Source organism: Undibacterium paludis (assembly GCF_022568815.1).
Classification (GTDB): domain Bacteria; phylum Pseudomonadota; class Gammaproteobacteria; order Burkholderiales; family Burkholderiaceae_D; genus Undibacterium.
On record NZ_JAKZHX010000007.1, the window covers coordinates 54,645 to 76,539 of the forward strand.

16 protein-coding genes are annotated in these 21,895 nt (G+C 52.8%); 5 read left to right on the forward strand and 11 right to left on the reverse strand.

Annotated elements, in window-relative coordinates:
* The first annotated feature begins 453 nt into the window (after window positions 1-453).
* On the forward strand, window positions 454-1,839 hold the full coding sequence (locus tag LZ463_RS12985; RefSeq protein WP_241456173.1) for a pyridoxal-phosphate dependent enzyme: 1,386 nt from the start codon (window positions 454-456) through the stop codon (window positions 1,837-1,839).
* Window positions 1,836-3,029, forward strand: a complete 1,194-nt coding sequence (locus LZ463_RS12990) for a trans-sulfuration enzyme family protein (RefSeq protein WP_241456174.1) — start codon at window positions 1,836-1,838, stop codon at window positions 3,027-3,029. Before LZ463_RS12985 ends, LZ463_RS12990 begins: the two co-directional genes overlap by 4 nt.
* A gap of 47 nt (window positions 3,030-3,076) precedes the next feature.
* Here the strand turns inward: LZ463_RS12990 and LZ463_RS12995 are convergent, their stop codons facing one another.
* The 4 genes from LZ463_RS12995 to LZ463_RS13010 all read right to left on the reverse strand — a co-directional run bounded on the left by LZ463_RS12995 (window position 3,077) and on the right by LZ463_RS13010 (window position 9,236).
* The gene (locus tag LZ463_RS12995; protein ID WP_241456176.1) at window positions 3,077-3,970 is read right to left on the reverse strand and encodes a hypothetical protein; all 894 of its coding nucleotides are present in this window, start codon (window positions 3,968-3,970) and stop codon (window positions 3,077-3,079) included.
* Between the two features lie 130 nt (window positions 3,971-4,100).
* Window positions 4,101-5,231 carry a tryptophan 7-halogenase gene (locus tag LZ463_RS13000; protein ID WP_241456177.1) on the reverse strand — a complete coding sequence of 377 codons (1,131 nt, stop codon included), beginning with the start codon at window positions 5,229-5,231 and terminating at the stop codon, window positions 4,101-4,103.
* Between the two features lie 19 nt (window positions 5,232-5,250).
* A complete protein-coding gene (locus tag LZ463_RS13005) occupies window positions 5,251-8,214 on the reverse strand; it encodes a LodA/GoxA family CTQ-dependent oxidase (RefSeq protein ID WP_241456179.1) in 2,964 nt (987 codons plus the stop codon).
* A gap of 275 nt (window positions 8,215-8,489) precedes the next feature.
* Window positions 8,490-9,236 carry an NUDIX hydrolase gene (locus LZ463_RS13010; protein ID WP_241456180.1) on the reverse strand — a complete coding sequence of 249 codons (747 nt, stop codon included), beginning with the start codon at window positions 9,234-9,236 and terminating at the stop codon, window positions 8,490-8,492.
* Between the two features lie 163 nt (window positions 9,237-9,399).
* Between LZ463_RS13010 and LZ463_RS13015 the strand changes: the two genes are divergently transcribed.
* Window positions 9,400-9,951: a 2OG-Fe(II) oxygenase gene (locus LZ463_RS13015; protein WP_241456181.1), complete on the forward strand. Its 552-nt coding sequence runs from the start codon at window positions 9,400-9,402 to the stop codon at window positions 9,949-9,951.
* Between the two features lie 36 nt (window positions 9,952-9,987).
* Here the strand turns inward: LZ463_RS13015 and LZ463_RS13020 are convergent, their stop codons facing one another.
* The 3 genes from LZ463_RS13020 to LZ463_RS13030 all read right to left on the reverse strand — a co-directional run bounded on the left by LZ463_RS13020 (window position 9,988) and on the right by LZ463_RS13030 (window position 12,896).
* Window positions 9,988-10,905 (reverse strand): hypothetical protein, encoded by a 918-nt coding sequence (locus tag LZ463_RS13020; protein WP_241456182.1) that lies wholly within the window; start codon window positions 10,903-10,905, stop codon window positions 9,988-9,990.
* Between the two features lie 316 nt (window positions 10,906-11,221).
* Window positions 11,222-12,046 (reverse strand): sugar phosphate isomerase/epimerase family protein, encoded by an 825-nt coding sequence (locus LZ463_RS13025; protein ID WP_241456183.1) that lies wholly within the window; start codon window positions 12,044-12,046, stop codon window positions 11,222-11,224.
* 10 nt (window positions 12,047-12,056) lie between these two features.
* Window positions 12,057-12,896 (reverse strand): phytanoyl-CoA dioxygenase family protein, encoded by an 840-nt coding sequence (locus LZ463_RS13030; protein WP_241456184.1) that lies wholly within the window; start codon window positions 12,894-12,896, stop codon window positions 12,057-12,059.
* Between the two features lie 139 nt (window positions 12,897-13,035).
* Between LZ463_RS13030 and LZ463_RS13035 the strand changes: the two genes are divergently transcribed.
* Entirely contained in the window at window positions 13,036-13,971 is a 936-nt protein-coding gene (locus LZ463_RS13035; RefSeq protein ID WP_241456185.1) for a LysR family transcriptional regulator, read from the forward strand.
* Here the strand turns inward: LZ463_RS13035 and LZ463_RS13040 are convergent.
* Window positions 13,968-15,407, reverse strand: a complete 1,440-nt coding sequence (locus LZ463_RS13040; RefSeq protein WP_241456186.1) for an aminotransferase-like domain-containing protein — start codon at window positions 15,405-15,407, stop codon at window positions 13,968-13,970. The two genes, LZ463_RS13035 and LZ463_RS13040, sit on opposite strands and share 4 nt — an antisense overlap.
* A gap of 88 nt (window positions 15,408-15,495) precedes the next feature.
* Here LZ463_RS13040 and LZ463_RS13045 point away from each other — a divergent pair, with 88 nt between their 5' ends.
* Entirely contained in the window at window positions 15,496-16,752 is a 1,257-nt protein-coding gene (locus LZ463_RS13045; protein ID WP_241456187.1) for a benzoate/H(+) symporter BenE family transporter, read from the forward strand.
* Between the two features lie 5 nt (window positions 16,753-16,757).
* Here the strand turns inward: LZ463_RS13045 and LZ463_RS13050 are convergent, their stop codons facing one another.
* The 3 genes from LZ463_RS13050 to LZ463_RS13060 all read right to left on the reverse strand — a co-directional run bounded on the left by LZ463_RS13050 (window position 16,758) and on the right by LZ463_RS13060 (window position 21,649).
* Window positions 16,758-19,025: a CHASE2 domain-containing protein gene (locus LZ463_RS13050; protein ID WP_347176266.1), complete on the reverse strand. Its 2,268-nt coding sequence runs from the start codon at window positions 19,023-19,025 to the stop codon at window positions 16,758-16,760.
* A gap of 99 nt (window positions 19,026-19,124) precedes the next feature.
* A complete protein-coding gene (locus LZ463_RS13055; RefSeq protein WP_241456188.1) occupies window positions 19,125-20,765 on the reverse strand; it encodes a GAF and HD-GYP domain-containing protein in 1,641 nt (546 codons plus the stop codon).
* 119 nt (window positions 20,766-20,884) lie between these two features.
* Window positions 20,885-21,649: a 3',5'-cyclic-nucleotide phosphodiesterase gene (locus LZ463_RS13060; protein ID WP_241456189.1), complete on the reverse strand. Its 765-nt coding sequence runs from the start codon at window positions 21,647-21,649 to the stop codon at window positions 20,885-20,887.
* Window positions 21,650-21,895: the final 246 nt, after the last annotated feature.

Here is a 21,895-nt window from a genome sequence, read left to right on the forward strand (position 1 = left end):
CCATACCGGCACGGCCACCAATTACATTAATAGAATGATTAGTCTTTTAGATAAGTCATTGATAGCCAAAACGTCTATACTATGACCATGCGAATACACTTTGCTTCCTGGCAGCAACTGGCGGACTGTAATAGTGGAATCGAGAGTGCAGGACATGTGCCCGGTATATCAGGGCAAGACAAGGTGTTGATCAATAAGCGCAGTGATAGCATGCCTGTCGCGAGCATTTGCAACGCTGCCATGATCGTCGGGCGCATGGCAAGCACTCCGATCTTCACTGTGACAGTCCACCAGATTCAAAACCCTGTCTGACTCGAAGCATCAGCATTTTTTGCATATACATAGACGGAAAAATTCCTTCCGGCTTACCAGCCGGTATCGCTAGCATGACGGCCTCTTCAACCAAAGACAGCCAGTCATGTATGAATGATGTACAGCCTGGAGTAAGTAATAATGACAAAACAAACTGATCCCGCAGTACTTGCGCTGATTGGCAATACCCCCATGGTCAAGGTTACCCGCTTTGACACAGGGCCATGTGAATTATTCCTCAAACTGGAATCGCAAAACCCGGGTGGCTCCATCAAGGACCGCATAGGCCGCTCCATGATAGAAACGGCAGAACGCGAAGGCCACCTGCAGGCAGGCGGTACCGTCATCGAAGCAACGGCTGGCAATACCGGCCTGGGCCTGGCATTGGTAGCGCGCGCCAAAGGTTACCGCGTGGTGCTGGTGGTGCCGGACAAGATGTCTACAGAAAAAATCCTGCACCTGAAAGCCATGGGGGCAGAAGTTCACATCACTCGCTCCGATGTCGGCAAGGGTCATCCTGAGTATTACCAGGACTATGCCGCACGCCTGGCCAGGGATATTCCCGGCTCCTTCTTTGCCGACCAGTTCAATAATCCTGCCAATCCGCTCGCGCATGAAACCACGACAGGACCGGAAATCTGGGCGCAGACTGACCACAAGCTTGACGCCATCGTCGTTGGTGTAGGCTCTGCCGGTACGCTGACCGGCCTGACGCGCTATTTCAACAAAGTCCAGCCTGGGCTGGAATTCGTTTTGGCTGACCCAAAAGGTTCGATACTGGCAGAGTACATAGAAACAGGCCATGTCAATGAAGTCAGCGGCTCCTGGGCCGTTGAAGGAATAGGCGAAGACTTCATCCCTGGCATTGCCGACATGCGTTCTGTCAAACATGCCTATACCATCGACGATGCCGAAAGCTTTGGCACAGCGCGTGAATTGCTGCGCGCCGAAGGCATACTGGCTGGTTCTTCGACGGGTACCCTGCTCGCGGCAGCACTGCGCTATTGCCGCGCCCAGACCGCGCCCAAACGCGTAGTCACTTTTGTCTGCGACACTGGTACACGCTATCTGTCCAAGGTATATAACGATAACTGGATGACAGACCAGGGCCTGCTCAAGCGAAAAAACTATGGCGACCTGCGCGACATCATCAGCCGTCGCTTCGATGAAGGCGGCGTGATCAGCGTCAATGCCAGCGACACCCTGATGGTGGCTTTCAACCGCATGCGCAGTGCCGATATCTCACAACTGCCTGTCATACGTGATGGCGCGATTATCGGTATTATTGATGAATCAGACCTGTTGTTGAAAGTATCTGCCGATGCCAGCCTGTTCCGCAGCGCCGTAGAAAGCACCATGACCAGCCAGATAGAAACCCTGGCGCCGGACGCCAGCATTGCCGCTTTGCGCAGCATACTGGATCGCGGCCTGGTTGCCATCATCGCCGCCAACAAACCTGAAAAGCAGTTTTATGGCCTGATTACCCGCTTTGACCTTCTTAACCATATGCGCAGGACACTTTCATGAGCTATCCCGAATACAAGAAGCCTACCCACCCGCAAGCCTTTGGTACCCGAGTCATCCACGCCGGGCAATTCCCTGACCCGGTGACCGGCGCCATCATGCCGCCAATTTATGCGACATCAACCTTCGTGCAGGACAGCCCTGGCGTGCACAAAGGCCTTGATTATGGCCGCTCGCACAACCCCACGCGCTGGGCGCTCGAACGTGCAGTCGCTGATCTTGAAAGTGGAGCACAGGCGTTTGCCTTTGCCTCCGGCCTGGCCGCGATTGCCACAGTGCTCGAAATTGTCGACAGTGGCGCCCATATCATCGCCGGTGACGACATGTATGGCGGCAGCTATCGCCTGTTTGAACGCGTACGCAAACGCAGCGCCGGTTTACAGTTCACTTATGTGGACATGACCAAGCCGGGAGAAGTGCTGGCCGCCATACGCCCGGACACGAAGATGCTGTGGGTGGAAACACCAACCAACCCCATGCTGAAGCTGGCAGACTTGCGCGCCATTGCAAAAATCTGCCGTGAACACAACATCATCGCCGTGGCCGACAATACCTTTGCCAGCCCCAAGGTACAGCGCCCGCTGGAACTGGGTTTTGATATCGTCGTGCATTCAATGACCAAATACCTGAACGGTCACTCCGACATCATCGGCGGCATCGCCATTGTTGGTGGCGAACCACATCAGGCAGAATGGCGCGAACGCCTGGGCTTTTTGCAGAACTCGGTTGGTGCCATCGCAGGCCCCTTCGACAGCTTTCTCGCCCTGCGTGGTATCAAGACACTCAATATCCGCATAGAGCGCCATAACGCCAATGGCCTGGAACTGGCACGCTGGCTGGAAAAACAGCCCAAGGTCAAGAAAGTCTACTACCCGGGTCTGGAAAGCCACCCGCAACATGCATTGGCGAAAAAGCAGATGGATGGTTTTGGCGGCATCATCTCCATCGAACTTGATACCGACCTGGCAGGCGCACGGCGCTTCCTCGAACGTTGTGAAGTGTTCGCCCTGGCTGAAAGTCTGGGCGGCATAGAAAGCCTGATCGAACATCCAGCGATCATGACGCATGCCACCATACCGGCAGAACAAAGGGCTAAACTGGGAATCACCGACGCCTTCATACGCCTGTCTGTGGGTATAGAAGATGTGGAAGATTTAAGGCAAGATCTGCAATCTGCACTGGACGCTGTTTGATCACAAGCAGTCTGTCAACCCGGTTTTGGAACCGGGTTGACGCAGTCCTATTCACGGTACCAGTCAGGCAAAAAGGTTTTACTACCGCTGATCAATTGATATTTGGCTTTCGCCTCATCATAACGAAAAACCATGCCCGCCTGCTTTGTACCAGGAATGATGTCGTAGATGGTTGAGGTGTCACCACCTTCGTTACTGGCAGCGTCCTCCCCGGCTATCTCATGGTACTCCACCATCCTGGCGCTTGAACTCAATACTATATCGCCTGGCAATGTCTTGCCTGGTTTGATCTGCAGTTTGACTTTAATATCCAGGCAGTTACCGAACTTGCCATCCCTGTCATTCAGACGCAGATGCTCTGGCTTACCCAACCCTTTTTTCATGCGCGCCAGGCAGTCTGCATTATTGAACGCATTTATACTGGATAGAAAATCCTGGTTTTCAGCGAGCATGCTGGTGAGCTGGTGTTGCCCCAGTTTGTACAGCCTCGTCCAATTGCTTTTTTCCTGATGTTCATAACCGCCATATTCCAGCAATAAACCCTGCGTAGTCGTCGCCAGGTCCACAAGTTTTATCTGTTTGATTTCATGTTTGGAAAGCAGGGTATCAATCTCATCCTGCCTGGCTTCGAGCGACCATTTTTTGTCATCACGCTTGAACCAGTAGGCTGCCAGTACATCACGGCTGACCTGATCCACGCTGGTCGGTGTCGCCCTGACCAGCATAATAGCCATGTTTTCGGCGAGTTTGAAGACCTTGAGCGGCGCCAGTTCCATCCCTTTCCCTGAAATGTCTCCATCCCGGATTTTCAGCACAGGCGGCTTGACAATGGAATGTTGTCCCTCCTTCTGCCAGCCTTTGAAAACCAGTTTCATCAGCGCATCAGGTTCCAGAGTATCGGCATATTCTGTTTTGGAGCAGGCAGTGAGCAACAAGAGCATGGACAGCAATACGCATCGCAGGAAATAAGACACCGAGATCATCCCAAGCAAAGAAAGCGACAATTCTAGCCCAGGGGTTTTAATGCCCACAGACGCTTCACGTCTGCTTACAATTTTGCGTCAGAGAAATTCATGCAGTCATTAAGGAAGCGTTACGGCGTTGCCAGAATGGTTGCTCAGCCCAGCGTTGTTCCTGCTGGTACCAGACCTTCAGGTGTTGCAGGTAGGCAGCCTGTATGGATGCCAGCTCGGCTGCATAATCTGCCTGTGCAGCCGCATCATAATGCGACACGGCCTCTGCCGCAGCCAGGCCGGTGTACAGGGCGTTGAATATGCCTTGCGAAGACAGGGGATCAAAACTCAGTGCCGCATCACCGACAGCCAGCCAGTTGGTGCCGGCAACGCTATCAGGCATGGCGCTGTGCGCAGCACAAAAACCATGGTGATTTCCGGGTACAAACCCTTGCTCTTGCAGATAGACCGTCAACGCGATGTTGCTGTTCAGTCGCTGCAATAAGCCAGTCTGATGGCTGCATTGCCCGGCTTGCGGCAAGTCAGCATCGGTATAAAATCCTACGATACGTCCACGCCCTGGCAGTGAGGAGGTATACCACCAGCCGCCCTCTTCCGCACAAATATGGCTGACACCGGCGCTATCACTGTCATCACGATCACAGTCCACCCCTGCAACCCAGCTGCACACCAGTTTGTCCAGCACCTTGCGGGCTATGCCCTGCTGCCTGGTCAGCAGAGACTTTCTGCCGCTGGCATCGATCAGCATTTTTGTTTCAATATGCACGTTTTTTCCCTGCACCTCAAGCAGGACATCCCACCATTCCGGATTTTCTCTTGCAGCTTGAAATGACGCCAGCCTGGCTTGCCTGAGCAGAGCTGCTCCACGGCCTTGCGCCACCTCCTGCAGCCAGGCATCAAAACGCAGGCGGTCAAGATACCAGCCATGACCGTCGAGATTGCGCATGGAGTCCTGTTCGACGGTATTCTCGCCGCCCCAGTTGCTGGTATTGAGTCGTGCAGGCAGATGGCCTTGCTGTACAAATTCTTCGTACAAACCCATGTCAGCCAGGAGTTTCCCTGCTGCCGCAGGCAGCGATTCACCTATGCGAAAACCTGCCCCGGCAAGATGACTGCCTGGCGCCACATCCACCATCAGCACTTTTTGAAATGGTGCCAGGTTCAAGGCAAAAGCAGAGCCCGCCGGCCCTGCCCCCAACACCAGTGCATCAATTTGCAGCTTGCTCATTGCTTGTTCGTTATTTCTTCTAGCGATGCAGGCCACGCGGGAAGCGCCTGACTTTTTCTATCGTCATCAGATCGACAGAATCACCGCTGACCACCATGGCTGCCCCTACCTGCACGTGCTGGCCGTCATGATGCTGAGTCGCATGTGCATCCGGTGCCGGCATATTCGGTATCGGTATGTGCTGGTCTTCGACTTCTACCTCTGCCGGGAAATTTTCATGATCGGCCGGACCAGGATGTACCTCCACCACACCCAGATGATCAAAATGATGAATCATGTTATTGATCTGGTCGGTATAACTGGTGGTGCCCAGCGGGTTGATCCAGGCAGCACGGTTGGCAAAGGCGGCCAGTCTTTCACCCAGGGGCTTTTTACTGTCCATGACCACTTCATAGTTTTGTTTGGTCAGCACCTGGTTAGGTACACGGGCAGGCCAGAAGCTAGGCACATACGGGTCATAGGACTTGTCGTAACCTGAGCGACAGCTTGCCGTATCCGTCTGCCAGGGCACGGCCATCCAGCGCGTGATACCACCTGCCTGTTGACCATACAGGGGGCCATTGGGTATGGTGACGCCATCGCTGGTCAATACCTCACCCAAACCCGGTGCTATCCAGCCATCGAGCGCATGGGCAAAGCGGAACGGCGCCATATACATGGTGCTGGAGCGCACCGGCCAGGTCATTTCACAACCGGGGTGAAAGGCGTCAGCCAGACAGAAATCCAGTGCTGCCTGGGTTAGTGTATCGCCCTGCTGCTCCAGCGGCACTTCGTCTATGCTGCTTGCATGTTGGCGATCCGGATCATAGTCTTCAATAAAATTACCTTCTGCCCACTCCATCAACATGGCCAGTTGTGTTGCTGTCAGCGAAGCATTTTGCCTTGGAGTGTGCGCAGCCGGTATCGCCATGGCATCGCCATACAACCACGGCCAAGGCTTGGGTGACCAGGAATCGACCTCATAATTACGGAACTGGTTGGCGATGGTGCGACGCAATTCCACATAGGCGGTATTGGTACTCGCCAGGTGCGACAAAGCCTGTGCACTGGTCAGATCAACCATACCTTTCCAGCCAAATCCTGCATTGAAGCCAGCATTCACCCATTGCAAGCCGTTGAGACGTTCAAACAGAGGCAGGATATCGAAAGTAAAGCTGGGCCGCGTCGGTTTGGGCAAAGTACCTGCGCTGATGGCGACATCACGCATCAAATCCCACATGGTGCGCACCGACTTTCTTTGCGGTGCATAATTGGGTGGTGCAACGACGACCCAGGCAGGTTCCACCATCAGTTCCAGACCTTCATACACGACCTTGGCATTGATGGGACCGTCGGAGGTGTCATCATGCCAGCCCTCATTATTGGCAAAGGTAATGGCCCGGCTGTTGTCATACGAGGCTGACACACCATGCCCACCGAGCACGATCAGGTGACCTTGTTCATCGGTGAATGCTTCTCCCAGATAAACAGGCTTGTCCATGAATTTGCCATCATCAAAGCGTTGCGGCTTGGACTTTTTGCCGCTGACCTTTCTTGCCTTGGGCGTAATCGCCAACATGGTGCGGTCAGGCACGGCGGCATTGCGCAAGGTCGTTGGCGGTGCGGAAGCCGCCTCCGGAATATCAAGTGCAAGCTGGAAGCCATACCAGGCTGACTTGGTATTGGCCAGTTGTACCTGCCACTCTATCTTGGCATTATCAGCGTTAAGTTCCCTGACGATCTCACCCATGGCATTGACGCCATAGACACGGAAGCGCGCGCCCTGGCGCTTGAGTTTCTTTTGCTTGTCGCGGTAATAGCCGGGCGCTTCCGGTTTGGGATAAGGCACTTCCGGCCCCAGAAACCATTCTTTCTCGCTGGTACCCACACGGGCCACACCAATGGATGGATAGATAACCGCCTTGACGATGCATTGATCTTTTGTTTTTGTCTCCGTTGTCGCCGCAGACTTTGCCGCATTCACCGCATGAAAGGGACAGCCCGATGGCCGTGGTTCAGACGGATCCTGCAAACCCTGGCCATTGGCTTCATGCCGTGCACGGGCGCCCGCGGCATACACCACCTTGCGCGCCTCGGCAATCGAGCCGGCAGGTTTTTGCTCATTCGGTACACGCCAGATATTGAAAGCCAGACCCTGACCATATTCAGACTGACCACGCACACTGACGTCCTGCTGCGGCAGGATCAGGGTGGCGACATGGACGAAGGGGCTTTCTGACTCTGGCCATTCCACCGTTGCTTCATCCAGCGGCATGGTCTTGGGATTGGTGCGCAGTTGCACCATGAAGCGGAACTGGTATTCACGTTTGGCCAGGCGATTGCACATGTCCACGGCCAGGTAGTCATTTTCATCGTTTGGCACATTCTCTGGCGGTGTCACCGGTTCCAGACAGTATTTGACGTAGTTCTTTTCACCGGCATGAAAAGGCAATATGGCCCAGTAGGTCGTCGTCAGCACACTGCCTTCGACCTTTTCCATCTCATCGAGTATTTTTGCCGTTTTCGGATGTTTTTTCAGGTAACCGGGATAATCCTGGGCCACCACACCGGCATAGGTAAATTCCACCATCTCCTGCGCATTATCGACAAAAAAGATGGGGAAATTCTGCATGATGAAGTCAGCCGTATCACCATCGTCGCCAAGCGCCTTGGGGCCAGGCACGCCAAACAGCTTGATACCGACACCCAGAGTTGAATACAGGTCAGGTGACGTCGGCGTAGTATCGCTGGAAAAACGCACCCAGGCATCCAGACTCTCATGCTTGAAGACACCGACCTTGAGCTTGGCCGGGATATTCTTTTCCATCACCAGCTTCGCACTCGCTACACCATGCAATTTGCGAAATACCGCCCGTTCAGCGGGCCTTTGACCTAGTTTGATACGCTTCTCTTGTGCGATGCCGACAAACATTTCCGTCAGCCGCTCAGGCGCCTGGCTGGCCTGGTCAAAACATGGTGGAATGGGGGTTTTATCCTTGCTCATACTCTGTCTCCCTTATCGGTGCCTGATGGTATTGGATGCTGCTGATGGTCCGGGTCTTGTTCTGGAATGGCTGCTTGAAGCCATGCACTACCGGATGATTATTTGATAATATTAAATTTTAGTCAAGATAACAATCTTCACAGATTGTGTCATTTTTTCTACATGGAAAGATAAGAAAAACGCCGGTAGCTGCAAAGCGTGCCGGCGCTTGTAGAGGTATCGGGGAAATACCTCAGGAGTACCTGATACCACTGAAGGGTTATTGACCGATCAATTCAGGCATCATTGCCCGTCATCACCCGGTTAAAATACACAGTGCCCTGCCCTTTACGCAAACCATATAATTGTGCCGGACGGTTGCTGCCCAGACGCCATTTACCCGGCAATTCTTCGAGAAAGTCCCCCTCCCTGATCCGCTTGCGAAAGGCGCTTTTATCCACCAGCCGCCCCAGCAAAATCTGGTAGACCTTCTGCAATTCAGACAGGGTGAATTCTTCCGGCAGCAGATGGGCTGGCAGAGACGTGTATTCCACCTTGTTACGCAGGCGCTGTACGGCCACATCCAGTATCCGTCCATGGTCAAAAGCCAGTTTGGGCAGACTGTCAGCCTCATCAACCGGGCACCAGCGTACCGCATCGGCATTGCCACCATGACTGAGCGTGACCTGGTCAGAAGAGATCAGGGAAAAGTAGGCGAAGGTCGTAGACCAGCCACGCGGGTCACGGTCACGGCTGCCAAAGCCCTGCAACTGCTCCAGATAGGGCGCCTCTACCCCGGTTTTTTCCTTGAGCTTGCGCAGTGCCGCACCGTCAAGATCAATATCATTGTGGATATCGATGAAACCACCGGGCAACGACCATTGTCCTTTACAGGGATGATCGCCGCGCTTGACCAGCAAAACCTGCAATTGCTGATCCCTGATCGTGAAAATAACCAGGTCAACACTGGTCAGCGGCACATCATAGTCATGGATATTGTAGTTGCGCAGAAATTCTTTTTCGCTTTGCTTGGCTGTAGCCATGTCTTTCCCCTCACAGATCAACACTTCAATAACGTCATTGTAAGCGATTGCCACATTTAGTACAAATCCGTCACTAACTTAGTAAATATCATCAACAAACTTAGTTGAAGTTTACAACAAAGTGCTATACATTACCGTTAGAGAATCAAGAAACGAGATCAACATGGAACTCAATAACTACGGTGCAGGTGTATTTGCCATCAAGAATTTCATCACTGAAGAAGAATGCGAGCGCATGATTTTTACCAGTGAACAGATGGGCTATGAAGAAGCCATGATACAAACCAGCACAGGCATGCGCATGTACAAGGATGTCCGTAATAATGACCGCGTCATCTTTGATGACAAAATCCTGGCTACCGCCATCTTTGAAAGGGCTAAACTATTCCTGCCGGCAGAATTGAAGGAGTGGACTTTACTTGGCCTGAATGAACGCTTCCGCTTTTACCGTTATGAAGCTGGTCAGTACTTCAAATGGCACAAGGACGGCAATTATGTCCGCAATGAAGATGAAGTCAGCTTTCTGACACTGCTCATGTATCTCAATGATGACTATACCGGCGGTAGCACATCCTTTCGCTGGGAAACCATACAACCGGAAAAAGGCATGGCATTGGTCTTTCCGCACATGATGCTGCATCAGGGTGCACCAGTGGAAAGTGGCGTCAAATATGTTTTGCGCACAGATGTGATGTACAAAAAACTACAGAGTTGATTTTCCAGCTTTGCATGCAGAATGACCAACGGTCATTCAGTGCTTCTGCATAAACTCATGAATTGTCTGCGTCTGTTCTGTGAGATTGAATTGAAATTTGCCAAACAATCCTTGCCGCACCTTGACCCTGATCACATCCTCTGCCTTTATGCTGCACCAATAGTCCCTGGTCTTGCTGGTATATTCAACTATCGGTAGATTCTTCTCCACGGGGATCAGTTTTTCACAGCTATCATCGCGATGGTATTCAGCAGAAACCAGAGGGCCGCCTGCAAGTTGGTTAAGCCGGATACCAGCAACATAACTCGTGGCAAGAAATGAAAAACCGGCAATCACCACCATCGTCAGACTGATATTCATGGGCAAGCTCCCATCCTTGCCCGCTTTCAATACAACCCAGAACAGCACGACTGTCGCCAGGGAGGCGATAACAAGATGGGGCATCAGATAGTCTTTATTAAAAAATGCCCAGCCCTCATGCTGTATCAAAGTATCAGCGAAGCAATAGACAAGGAGTGCACCGACTCCCATTAATATTTTTCTTGTCAAAGGATGCTTCATCAAATCAAATTCCAGAGCCAGCAGGCGGACATCCTTGGAAGCTGTCTCGAAAATACCCTGCTGGCGCAAGACGTTGAGCAGGTCCATTTCCGCAAATTTTACTGCATCATGCGAAAATTCAACGTTCGATATTGTCCAGTCCTTGAGTCGTATTACCCACGAGCTTGAGTTTGTTTTCGAGCGCAGTTGCAAAACATTAAAGCTGGGCAGATGGGTGGCATTTTGCAGGTCTGCCCATACTATCTTTTTTTGGAGGAACTTTAATCTCGCAAACACTGAATCTGCGGACCATTCCAGGAACATTCCCTTGCTATCAACAACAAGTTTTGCCGAGCGATAGGCCCATTGCATTCCTCCCTGACCAAAAACCAGTACGGCAAAAGGCAGGAGCATGGGTAATATGCGCTGCCAGATATTGGTTGAGCCCAGTACTTTTTTCAGGTCTTCAGGTTTGAGCAATTCCCAGTAAGTCATCCAGAATAGGACTGCCAGAAAAAACAGGCCCAGGACAAGCAGGATCAACTTCTCCCGTTTGGACATCCCGCTCTTGCCATGTATAAAAACATATCTTTGCTGATCCTGCATGCATAGCCTCCTGGTTGGACTTTAGCCGCAGTATAAACAAAGAGCGAATATCTTGTGATAAAAAATTAACTCAAGATCACTCGCCCAATTCAGTCAGCTCTTCAAAGCCAGTAACAAGGTTTCATTAGCTTGCATAGCGTTCACGCAGCAACTGCATCATCGCCACATTCAACTCCCAGGTATCAGCGACGGCCTGATTGGTATATGGCAAAGTCTGGGTATAAGGTGCAGGGCCAAACTCCGGCGTCAGCGTAATCAGCTTTGCACCAGAAGCACGCTGTCTGGCAACTATCGCATCCCACCATGACAGGTGCTGCTGCAAGGCGGCTGCATGCTCAGGCGCACGGAAGTCATTGACCTGTGGCCCCTGGCTATGGCCAACACGGGCATGGATATGGCGCACATGTGGAAAAACCTTTTCCAGCACATGAGCCTGGTCCTCCAACAACGATTCACAGGCGCAGCACCAGTGTGACAGGTCGGCATTGAGTTGCAATTGCGGGCGCTGCTCCAGGTAGGGTAAAAGCAGCATGGGATGGCCGCTGAAACGGCTGCGGTGGATTTCATGGACAATGGCCACGCCGGTTTCTGCACTGATGACATCGGCCAGATCGAGCAGTTCATTGTTTTGCGCCTGGTTGTAAAAATCCTTGCCGGTGTGGGTGTTCACAAACAGCGGCTTGGCGGCGCAGGCATTGCGCAGCAAATCACCCAGTGCTTGCTTGTGTGCGGCAAAGTCGCTGTGAAAAACGGTTTCCCATTGCTGTGCGATGAGTTGCAAGCCTGCATTTGCTATCGCTGTTGTCCATGCATCACGTTCAGATGCATCCATGGGCAGGGACATTTCTATGCCATCAAAACCAGCCTCTTCGACACGGGTGATGAATGCGTCACGGCTCAGGTGGGCACTGCCCCAGTGCGGGGCGAAGATCAATACTTGTGCTGTCATGCCTGCCCTTTCAGAGAAACCCGCGTACAGGGAAACCGGCGTCGCGCTGTATCCAGTTCTGTGGCGAATAACTGGTTGCACCATCGGTTACATGCAGGGTATAGGCGTGGCGTGAGATGGGTGAGCGGTTCGGGGCACTGTAGTGCGGCAGCAGTCCATGGAAGCAGACCAGGCTGCCTGCCTTGACTTCCAGCGGCACGGCTGTGCTGTCATCGGGCCATGGCATGTTGTCGAGTTTTTCCACTCTGACCTGATCGCCTTCACGCACGAAACGTTCACGCATGGGAGTACGATGGCCCCCCGGTTCTGCCCACAGACAACCGTTTTCCAATGTCGCGTCTTCGAGCGCAAACCAGAAGGTCGTGACGCTGACCGGGTCGGTTTCAAAATAAGTCGCATCCTGATGCCAGCGCACTTCACCACCTATGCCAGGCTGCTTGAAGATGTACATGGACTGGTAAATCTGTGGCTGTTGCAAACCCAGCTGCTCTGCCACCCTGGCCAGGGCCGGGCCGCGTGAAAACTCATTGAATACAGGGTCAAGATCGTGCACTGCGTGACCTATCTTGTTGATGGACAGGGCCTTGGCCTGACGCAGATTACCGTGTTCATCAAAAGCTTCTTCTTCAAAGAAACAACTGATGTTGTTGGCAGAATTGAGGAAGTAGTAATCGACTTTCTTTTCCTGTTCTTTGGTAGTGAAGATGCTCCTGGAAGTAGCCGGGTCAAATTCATCAACGATCTTGGCTGCTCGCTCGCGCAGGGTGGCAATCTCGGCGGCTGATTTGAAGTTGGGGATAACAATATAGCCATCCTGTTGAAATTGATTGATCTGTTCCTGGTTCAGCATGAAAACTCCCCGTCATTAAATGTTGACCTGCCCGGCAGGGAAGGCGGCTTGATATGCATCAAGTGTAGCCAAACCAGCTTGTCGCCCACAATACCAGCAATGGTTGACAGATTGTCGTCAATTTGAAGACAATGTCTCCATGGATCAACTAAAAGCAATGGAAATTTTCGTCGAAGTCGCACGTCTGCGCGGCTTCAGTGCTGCCGGGCGTCAGCTTGGTATCAGCCGTGCGCTGGTCAGCAAGCACATCATGCAACTGGAAGCGGAACTGGGTGCACGCCTGCTGCACAGGTCTACCCGTGAAGTCAGCCTGACCGAACTGGGCCAGGCTTACCTTGAGCCCTGCACTGCCAGCGTGGAACAGGCACGCCTGGCCAGACAGATAGTCAGCCAGACAGGCGATGAACTGGTGGGAGGCTTGCGCATACAGGCGCCCAGCAGTTTTGGCAGTGAGTGGCTGGCCGACGCCCTGGCACGCTTTGCCTTGCTGCACCCCCGGCTGCAACCGACCCTGCATGTCGATGACAATTTGCTCGATCCGGTCAAACATGGCTTTGACCTCAGTATACGGGTAGGCGGCATACCTGACAGCCCCGGCCTGCACATGCGCAGGCTGGCCCCTTGTCGGGGCATACTCTGCGCCAGCCCGGCCTATCTGGATGCGCACGGCATGCCCGATCACCCCGAACAGCTAAGACAACACCGCTGTCTGCATTTCAGTCATCTGACACAAGGCAGCACCTGGCACTTTGAACGTGAAAGCCGGCAACTGGCTGTCGATATCACTCCCGCCTTTTCTTCCAACAATGGCAAGGCTCTGCATCAGGCCGCCCTGCGCGGGCTGGGCATCGTCTATGACACGACATTTCTGGCCTGGCGTGATTTGCTGGAAGGGCGGCTCCTGGCCGTGCTTGATGGCTGGTCATTGCCTCTGAATGACTTTACCGCTCTGTACCCGGCGACACACAAGGTGCCGCCCAAGGTCAGGGCGATGATTGATTTTCTGGTGGAAGAATATCAGTCGATACCTGAATGGGATAAGGCACTGGCTGATGCAGGGCTGATCCCAGGCTAGCCGGAAAATTCCCGTGCCAGCTTGCCCAAAACCTTGATGCCCTGTTCCATTTCTCGCCCCCAGGGTCTGCCTATATTCATGCGCAGGTAATTCGCATATTTGCCGGAGCCGGAGAACAGGCTGCCTGGCGTAAAGGCGATGCCTTGCCCTACTGCCCGACGCAGCAATACCAGACTATCCACCTGCTCTGGCAGTTCCAGCCACAGCCACCAGCCGCCGGCCGGGCTGACCACTTGTGTGCCCAGCGGGAAATAGCGTTCTATTGCCGCCTTTGCCAAGGGGATATTGGCTGCCAGCCGTTCGCGCAACTTGCGTATATGTGAAGGCAAGGCGCCGGATTGCATGAACTCTGCCAGCACAGCCTGTTCAAATAGCGGCGTGATCAGCGACGAGGTTAGCTTCAGTGAAGTAATACGTGCCTGATAACGCCCCCCGGCAATCCAGCCTATGCGAAACCCCGGCGCCAGGCTTTTGCTGCATGAGCCACAATAGATGACCCTGCCCTGTCTGTCCCAGGCTTTGACTGGCTGTGGCCTTTCTTGCTGATGGGACAGATCGCCAAAGACATCGTCTTCTATCAGTGCAAGATCATGCTGCTCCACCAATTTCAACAGGCGCCGCTTGTTTTTTTCCGGCATGGCACAACCCAGAGGGTTCTGAAAATTGGGCATGGCAACCACTGCGCGCACACCGCTTTGATGTTCCAGCGCATACTCCAGCGCTTCCAGGCTGATACCTGCACCAGGCACACAGGGTATTTCTATGGCTTTGAGGCCCAGGTTTTCTATAGTTTGCAGCAAGCCAAAATACACAGGGGATTCAACAATAACGGCTTCTCCCGGCTGTGCCACGGCACGCAAGGCAACACTCAGGGCTTCGGTGCTGCCATTGGTGACCAGCAGGTCAGCAGGCGCCAGGTCGACACCGCAAGTCGCCAGCCACTGCACCAGGCTGGTCTTCAATGCCGGCAAGCCTGTGCCCGTCGGGTATTCACCAATCTGTAATGGCTGTTGCCTCAGTTGGCGCTGGGCTATTTTTGACAATGCTTCGCAGGGGTACCATTCGGGTGCAGCGCTGGCCAGGTGCAAGCCCCATTGCAAGGGCTGGGCGGTCAGCGAATACAGTTCCGTCATTCTGTGCTGCAGGGACATCAATTTGTCGTATTCAACGACCGGCGGGTGGTTTTTGGTTTTACTGCCATGATCGGGCTGCTTTGTTCTGCTTTTCCAGTCGGCGACATAGATACCTGACTTGTTGCGGGCCTCTACCAGGCCAAGACTTTCAAGATAGCGATAACAACGTATGGCCGTTGATACACTGACTTGCTGCGCCCCGGCAAATACCCGTACCGAAGGCAGGCGCTCACCTACCTGATAGCTTCCGGCCCTGATTTCTCGTTCCAGCAAATCTGCCTGCTGCCTATAACTGTGCTGCATTACAGATACTCCTTTATATGATCTGTACAGCATAAACGAGCATGGCACTGTATGCAAACACCACCGCAGTCTGTCATAGACTGAGTGCATGAATACACCACACTCTCCCTCTCTCTCCGCGCCGGCCAGCTCCATCAAACCGGTTTTTTCTCATACTGCCAGCGACTTGTTTCCGGCTGTACTGGCTGGCCTGATTGCTGTGTTGATCTCTTATGCCGGGCCCATGCTGATCGTTTTACAGGCAGCACAGTCAGCCAAACTTAGTACAGCACAGACCAGCTCCTGGATATGGGCCATCTCCATAGGCGCTGGCCTGGTGGGTGTCTTCATGAGCTGGCGACACAAGCTGCCGGTGATCTGCGCCTGGAATACGCCAGGCGCCGCCCTGCTGGTGACCGGCCTGGCAACTGTGCCCTACCAGCAGGCCATAGGCGCCTACCTGATCGCTGCAGCTGCGATGACGCTGATCGGCGTCACCGGCATCTTTGAAAAACTGATGGCGAAGATACCGAAAAGTCTGTGTGCGGCCATGCTGGCAGGCATCCTGTTCCGCTTCGGGGTCGATGTCTTTGCCAATGCCCGCAGCGATGTTGCCGGTGCGCCGTGGCTGGTGGCGGCGATGTTTACCGGATACCTGCTCTACAAGCGCCGTACTGCCCGCTATGCCATTGTCCTGACTTTGCTGACTGGTGTTTTGCTGTGGGCAGTATTTGGCTGGGGTGACAGCCATCAGGGTAATGCCCTGGCCCTGCAACTGGGTTTGACTACCCCTGTCTGGACTACACCTGAATTTTCTGTCAGCGCCATCATCAGCCTGGGCTTGCCGCTAGCCCTGCTCTGCCTGACCGGACAACAAGTGCCCGGTGTGGCCGTCATGCGTGCCGCCGGTTACGAAAAGGCACCCACCAGTCAGTTGGTGACGGGTACCGGTTTCATCAGTCTTTTGATGGCTCCGTTTGGTTCACACGGCGTCAACCTGGCGGCAATTACGGCAGCCATCTGTACCGGGCCTGAAGCACACCAGCAGCCGGAAAAGCGCTGGGTAGCCGGTATTGCCTGCGGTGGTTTTTATCTGTTGATAGGCAGTTTTGCCGGTTCCCTGACGGCGCTTTTCCTGCATCTGCCACACGCACTGGTCACCACAGTCGCCGGCCTGGCTCTGCTGGGGGCGATACAGACCGGTCTGGTGAACGCGATGAATGAGGCAACAGAACGTGAGGCAGCCCTGATCACCTTCATCGTCACGGCATCCAATATCAGCCTGCTGGGCCTGGGGTCAGCCTGCTGGGGTATTGTGCTGGGTGTGATCAGTTACTACCTGCTGCGGGTGAAAACAAAAGCTTAAAAAAGTTAATCACTGAACTTGCTGGCAAACGTCGTCACCCCGTCCCATTCCGGTGGCGGCGGTTCTTGCCGGTAATGAGCAATACGCTCCAGAAAGACCTGGCTGGCCAGGTCTTCTTCCCGCACTTGCAGATAAGAGCGAAAGGATTTTTCAGCGGCATCCCATTGTTGCGCGCGAAAATCTTCCAGCGCCTGATGCCAGAGTTCAAGCAAGGCGGATTGCGCATCATCCAGGGCAGATGTGATGTCTATGGGTTCAAAGATGGAAATGGGCTGGGTCTTGCCCTTGACCCTGACCCTGTCCAGTTCCCGGTAGGCAAATTCTGGTGCAGCCTGCATGGTGGCTTCACCGACGATGACGCCCACGCCATAGAGTTTGGTGGTGCCTTCCAGGCGCGAAGACAGGTTGACAGCATCGCCCATGACGGTATACGCCAGCCTGATCTTGGACCCCATGTCACCAACGCGGACTTCACCAGTATTCAAACCCACACCTATCTTCAGCGCAGGCCAGCCGCGCTTGACAAAGTCCTGGCTCAAGCCCCGTGCGAGGGCCTGCATTTTCAGGGCGCTGGCAACTGCCAGTCTGGCATGATCTTCGAGACGCACCGGCGCGCCCCAGAAAGCCATGACGCAATCACCGATGTATTTGTCCAGCGTGCCGCGATTACCGCGTATTTCTTCCGACATCGCGGTCAGGTAGATGTTGATGTATTCACGCAAGTCTGCTGCGCTCAGGGTTTCTGAAATGCTCGTGAAACCGCGCACGTCTGAAAACATCACCGTCAGTTCCCGAATTTCACCTTCCATGGTGTAGCTGTCCGGTTCTTCTGCCATCACGGCAACCAGCTCCGGGGCCACATACTCGCCAAAACGCCTGACCACGCCACGCAGCTTTCTGGATTCAACCAGATAACCCCAGGTGATATTGAATACAAACAGGGCAGAAATCAATAACAATACCGTTGCCAGGGGCTGGACCAGGTTGAAGGACTGGTACATCCAGTAATTGAAGGCAATCACCAGAACCACCATCACCGATGTACATAGCACGGCTGCCAGTGCCTTGAAACGTGCCAGGGCAAAACTCAGCAGCAAGCCAACCAGAGCAACCTGTATAACTTCAAAGCCGCGTGTGCTGTCAGAACGCTGCTTGACATCACCATCCAGTATCGAGGCAATCACATTGGCATGCATTTCCACACCGGGATAATCCAGCCCCAAGGGTGCCGTACGCAAGTCCTTGAGCCCCGCTGCCGTCGTGCCTATCAATATGATTTTCTCTTTCAGCTTATCAACGGTGAGCCGTTTTTTCAGCACGTCCGAAGCTGATACATAGGCAAAGCCACCACCATTTGGCCCGCCCTTGCTTTTGTAGTGGATCAGGGCAGTCAGCAATGGCTCCACCGGGATGCGCTTGTTAGGCGTGGAATTGAGCTTGATCGCTTCTATGGAGCCATAATTATTCAAAAAGCTTTGAGAATTGATGCCATCGGCCTGCAAGAAGACTGGCCTGATCTTGCTGGCATTGAGGGCGACGCGCGCCGTTGCCAGTGACAATGCCTCATAATAACCGCTACCAAATTTTGCCAACAAGGGAATACCACGTATCACACCATCTGCATCTGGCGAGGGATTAAAAAACCCACCTGCTATTGCCGCTTTTTGCAGCTCAGGCAGATTGGCTGTGTACTTGGTGTAAATGGCAGACTCAAAACTGCGCTCTCCCAGGTCAGCGTCAACAAAAGCCGGGGTCGGCAGCAAGCCTTTGGAATGATCATTGGGCGTGTTCGAAAATACATATCCCAAAACGACAGGTCTGCCAGCCAACGTCCTGGCCAGCTTGTCATCAAAATCGAGTTCTTTTCTCAAGGCTGGCATTTGCGCGACAAAACCCGGGTCATCCCTTAGCTCTTTTTGCGCCAGACCTTCCAGTACCTGTATGCCCGTGCTGCTATCCGGCTCAGAAAACACGATGTCCAGGCCGACTGCCCTGACGTGATAATCGTCAGTGAGCTTTTCTATCAGCTCGGCTACAACACCCCGGTTCCATGGCCACTGCCCTATCTCTTGCAGGCTTTTTTCATCGATATTGACGATGACAATGTCTGGATTGAAGGTCGTGGGTTCCCATCGCATGCGCAGGTCATAGATGAAGTAATCGACTTTTTCTATGAGCGTAGTCGGCAAATTGCCATTGGCTTGCAGGGCAGCCATCAGTATCAGCAACACACAGATCGTCCAGCGTGCCAGTTTATTGATATTCTTCCGCAAGCCGCCCTCCGCAAACACAGTTTTACGTATTGCTTACTCTGGAAATTTTTCCTGCCACTTTCTACGTCTTCATGCATGGCAGGATATTCAGGTGAGAAATTAAATGTGGTAACCAGGTATCTGGCCAAGATCCACTTCATCGATCTGCGCCTTGTCCATAAAACGTTCTGCATAGGTCAGATAGACTTTTTTACGCACGAAAATATCAAACAGGTCAGGATCGATATGTCCGTTCAATGAAAAATTACCCAATATACGCAAGGATTCGGTCAGGGTTTTACCATCCTTGTAGGGTCTGTCCTTGGCAGTCAGTGCTTCAAAGATATCTGCAATCGCCATGATCTTGGCTTGCACCGACATTTGCTCACCACGCAAACCACGCGGATAACCTTTGCCATCCATGCGCTCATGATGCCCGCCGGCATATTCGGGTACGTTTTGCAGGTGCTTGGGCCAGGGCAAGGCTTCCAGCATTTTGATGGTGGTTGAGATGTGATTGTTGATAATCGTACGCTCTTCTGCATTGAGAGTGCCGGCACGCACCGACAGGTTTTCAACTTCATCGGCATTCAGGAATGGACGAACCTCGCCATCAACATCAGTCCAATGCCAGGCCGCGATCTCTGTCACTCTTTGCAGGTCTTCGGGACTGGTGCGTTCCGCGCCTATATTCAGTTTTCGCAAGAAGTTTTTGGCATCGTCGATTTTTTCCAGGTCCTTCTTCAAGTCCTGCTCCAGTTCGGCGATCAGGTCTTCATTGTAGACGCTGGAAGAATACAATGCGCACTTGCTTTTCAGGAACTTGATTTCGGCATCGCGCTTCAAGACCTCAAAGCGGGTATCAAGCAGATGTATGCGGTCAAAGATGGTTTCCAGCTTGGTGGATTTTTCGACGACATGGACAGGTGTTGATATCTTGCCGCAATCATGGAGGATACCTGCCATCCATAATTCTTTGCGGTCCTTGTCTGTCATGGAAAAATCTGCCAGCGGCCCCTGATCAGTCTCATGCACGGCATTGGCCAGCAACATGGTCAGTTCCGGCACATGCTGGCAATGCCTGCCGGTATGCGGGGACTTTTCATCGATACCGATATTGATCAAATGCACCAGTGAAACGAACAGGTTTTCCAGTTGCGAGATCAGTTGCTGATTGGTCAGTGCAATGGCGGCCTGCGAAGCCAGGGCTTCGATAAAACGCTGGTCAGTTTCTGAAAATGCACGGTGCTCGCCAGTTTCAGGATCGGTGGCATTGATGAGTTGCAGTACACCGATCAATTCACCTTCGTGATCGTGCATGGGCACGGTCAGCAAAGATTTGGTCTTGTAGTGAAACTGCTGGTCGAAATTGCGGGTACCTGAGAAGTTGAACACCCCGACTGTATAGACGTCCTGGATATTCACCGACAGCTTGTAGTTGGCCGCATAAGCAGCTACAGCATTGAGATTTTTATTGCCATAGCTATCCGTCAATGGGATATTGGGAATATCAACGGTTTGCCCTTTGACGCCGCCCTGGTACATATTAAGCGTGTCATTGAGCGAGATATTGAAGCACAGGCTCTGCTTGTCCTTGCTGGTACGGTATAAGGTGCCGCCATCGGCATAGGTGATGCTTTTTGCCGAACGCAGTATATTTTCCAGCAACAAGGGGGTGTCGTGATTATTGCTCAACTCCAGGCTCAGTTCGGTCAGCTTTTCCAGGCGTTGTGCAATCTCACTACTGCTTAGGCCAGTCATAATCACTTCTCCAGATCAAATCCGTTGTCTTCACCGAGTTGTTCACTTCTTCAGAATAACAGTCAAGCATAAAACATTTTATTTTCACCGGCATAGCTCCCCATGCCATCACTGCCAGCTCAAAGCGTGAAGCAATCACCCGCCTTCAATGGCTTGAAGATACGGTCTTTGTTTTGCTCCAGTTCGGCCATGATCTGTGCCTCTTGTCCGGGCTTGAGATGATAAATAAGAAATTCTACCGTGGCTGGCACGTCCTGTATGTCCTCTATCAATGAAGCCGGACAAAAATGCCTGGAAACAAGAGCCAGCCCGGCCTCAGCATCCGGGAAGGAACAGTCAACGATGACCATGCGTAAATCTGTCTGCAATCCAACTGCCTGCCATAGCTCGGGGGTACTCGCCATATCACCAGTGAACATAAAGCTCGCCTGGTTTGCCCTGACAAAATAGGCGACAGAGCCTGGAACATGATTGACGCTGTGCGGGGTAATGGTTCTGCCGCCTAATTTCAAAGTAGCGCCGGCAGATATTTCCTGGTATTGCATCACCGGGCTTTCTGCACTCGGCAAACCGCTGAAGTCTGGCCAGATCACCCAGTTGAACACATGGGTTTTGAGAGCGTGCAGGACTTCAGCCGTGGCATACACCGTAAGCGGCTTGCTGCGCTTGCCAAATACAGCATCTATCAGCAAAGCCAGTCCGGCAATATGATCAAGATGGGGGTGGCTGATAAACACATGGTCTATCGCCACCAGTTCTTCTATGCTCAGTTGAGACACGCCTGTGCCTGCATCGAGCAGGATATCGTCATCAATCAATAAACTGGTTGTGTACGGCCCCGTACCACCAATACCACCTGCACAGCCGAGAATTTGTACGTTCATAAATACAGAAGTAATGGGACAGAAGTAATGAACTGCTGTTCAGGTACATGAAACCAGAGCAAGTAAGACAAAACTGACTGCAATTACATTTATTGCGATTATCATAATAATATACTTGTCGTGCAGACCATCCTTGCCCGGCACTCTGTTCCTAGCTTAACACTTTCTTCAAGAGCAATATAATCAGTCTGGGATTTCTTCTTCTGAAGATAGGCTAATTTGCATTATTGCGCCACAAACTTTGGT

Bases quoted from the DNA above. Each gene is read 5' to 3' on its own strand.
- LZ463_RS13020 (WP_241456182.1), bottom strand. From the start codon at position 10,905: ATGCTCCTGCCTTTTGCCGTACTGGTTTTTGGTCAGGGAGGAATGCAA.
- LZ463_RS13015 (WP_241456181.1), top strand. From the start codon at position 9,400: ATGGAACTCAATAACTACGGTGCAGGTGTATTTGCCATCAAGAATTTC.
- LZ463_RS13025 (WP_241456183.1), bottom strand. From the start codon at position 12,046: ATGACAGCACAAGTATTGATCTTCGCCCCGCACTGGGGCAGTGCCCAC.
- LZ463_RS13000 (WP_241456177.1), bottom strand. From the start codon at position 5,231: ATGAGCAAGCTGCAAATTGATGCACTGGTGTTGGGGGCAGGGCCGGCG.
- LZ463_RS13030 (WP_241456184.1), bottom strand. From the start codon at position 12,896: ATGCTGAACCAGGAACAGATCAATCAATTTCAACAGGATGGCTATATT.
- LZ463_RS13055 (WP_241456188.1), bottom strand. From the start codon at position 20,765: ATGACTGGCCTAAGCAGTAGTGAGATTGCACAACGCCTGGAAAAGCTG.
- LZ463_RS13035 (WP_241456185.1), top strand. From the start codon at position 13,036: ATGGATCAACTAAAAGCAATGGAAATTTTCGTCGAAGTCGCACGTCTG.
- LZ463_RS13005 (WP_241456179.1), bottom strand. From the start codon at position 8,214: ATGAGCAAGGATAAAACCCCCATTCCACCATGTTTTGACCAGGCCAGC.
- LZ463_RS12990 (WP_241456174.1), top strand. From the start codon at position 1,836: ATGAGCTATCCCGAATACAAGAAGCCTACCCACCCGCAAGCCTTTGGT.
- LZ463_RS13010 (WP_241456180.1), bottom strand. From the start codon at position 9,236: ATGGCTACAGCCAAGCAAAGCGAAAAAGAATTTCTGCGCAACTACAAT.
- LZ463_RS13045 (WP_241456187.1), top strand. From the start codon at position 15,496: ATGAATACACCACACTCTCCCTCTCTCTCCGCGCCGGCCAGCTCCATC.
- LZ463_RS12995 (WP_241456176.1), bottom strand. From the start codon at position 3,970: ATGCTCTTGTTGCTCACTGCCTGCTCCAAAACAGAATATGCCGATACT.
- LZ463_RS13040 (WP_241456186.1), bottom strand. From the start codon at position 15,407: ATGCAGCACAGTTATAGGCAGCAGGCAGATTTGCTGGAACGAGAAATC.
- LZ463_RS12985 (WP_241456173.1), top strand. From the start codon at position 454: ATGACAAAACAAACTGATCCCGCAGTACTTGCGCTGATTGGCAATACC.
- LZ463_RS13060 (WP_241456189.1), bottom strand. From the start codon at position 21,649: ATGAACGTACAAATTCTCGGCTGTGCAGGTGGTATTGGTGGTACGGGG.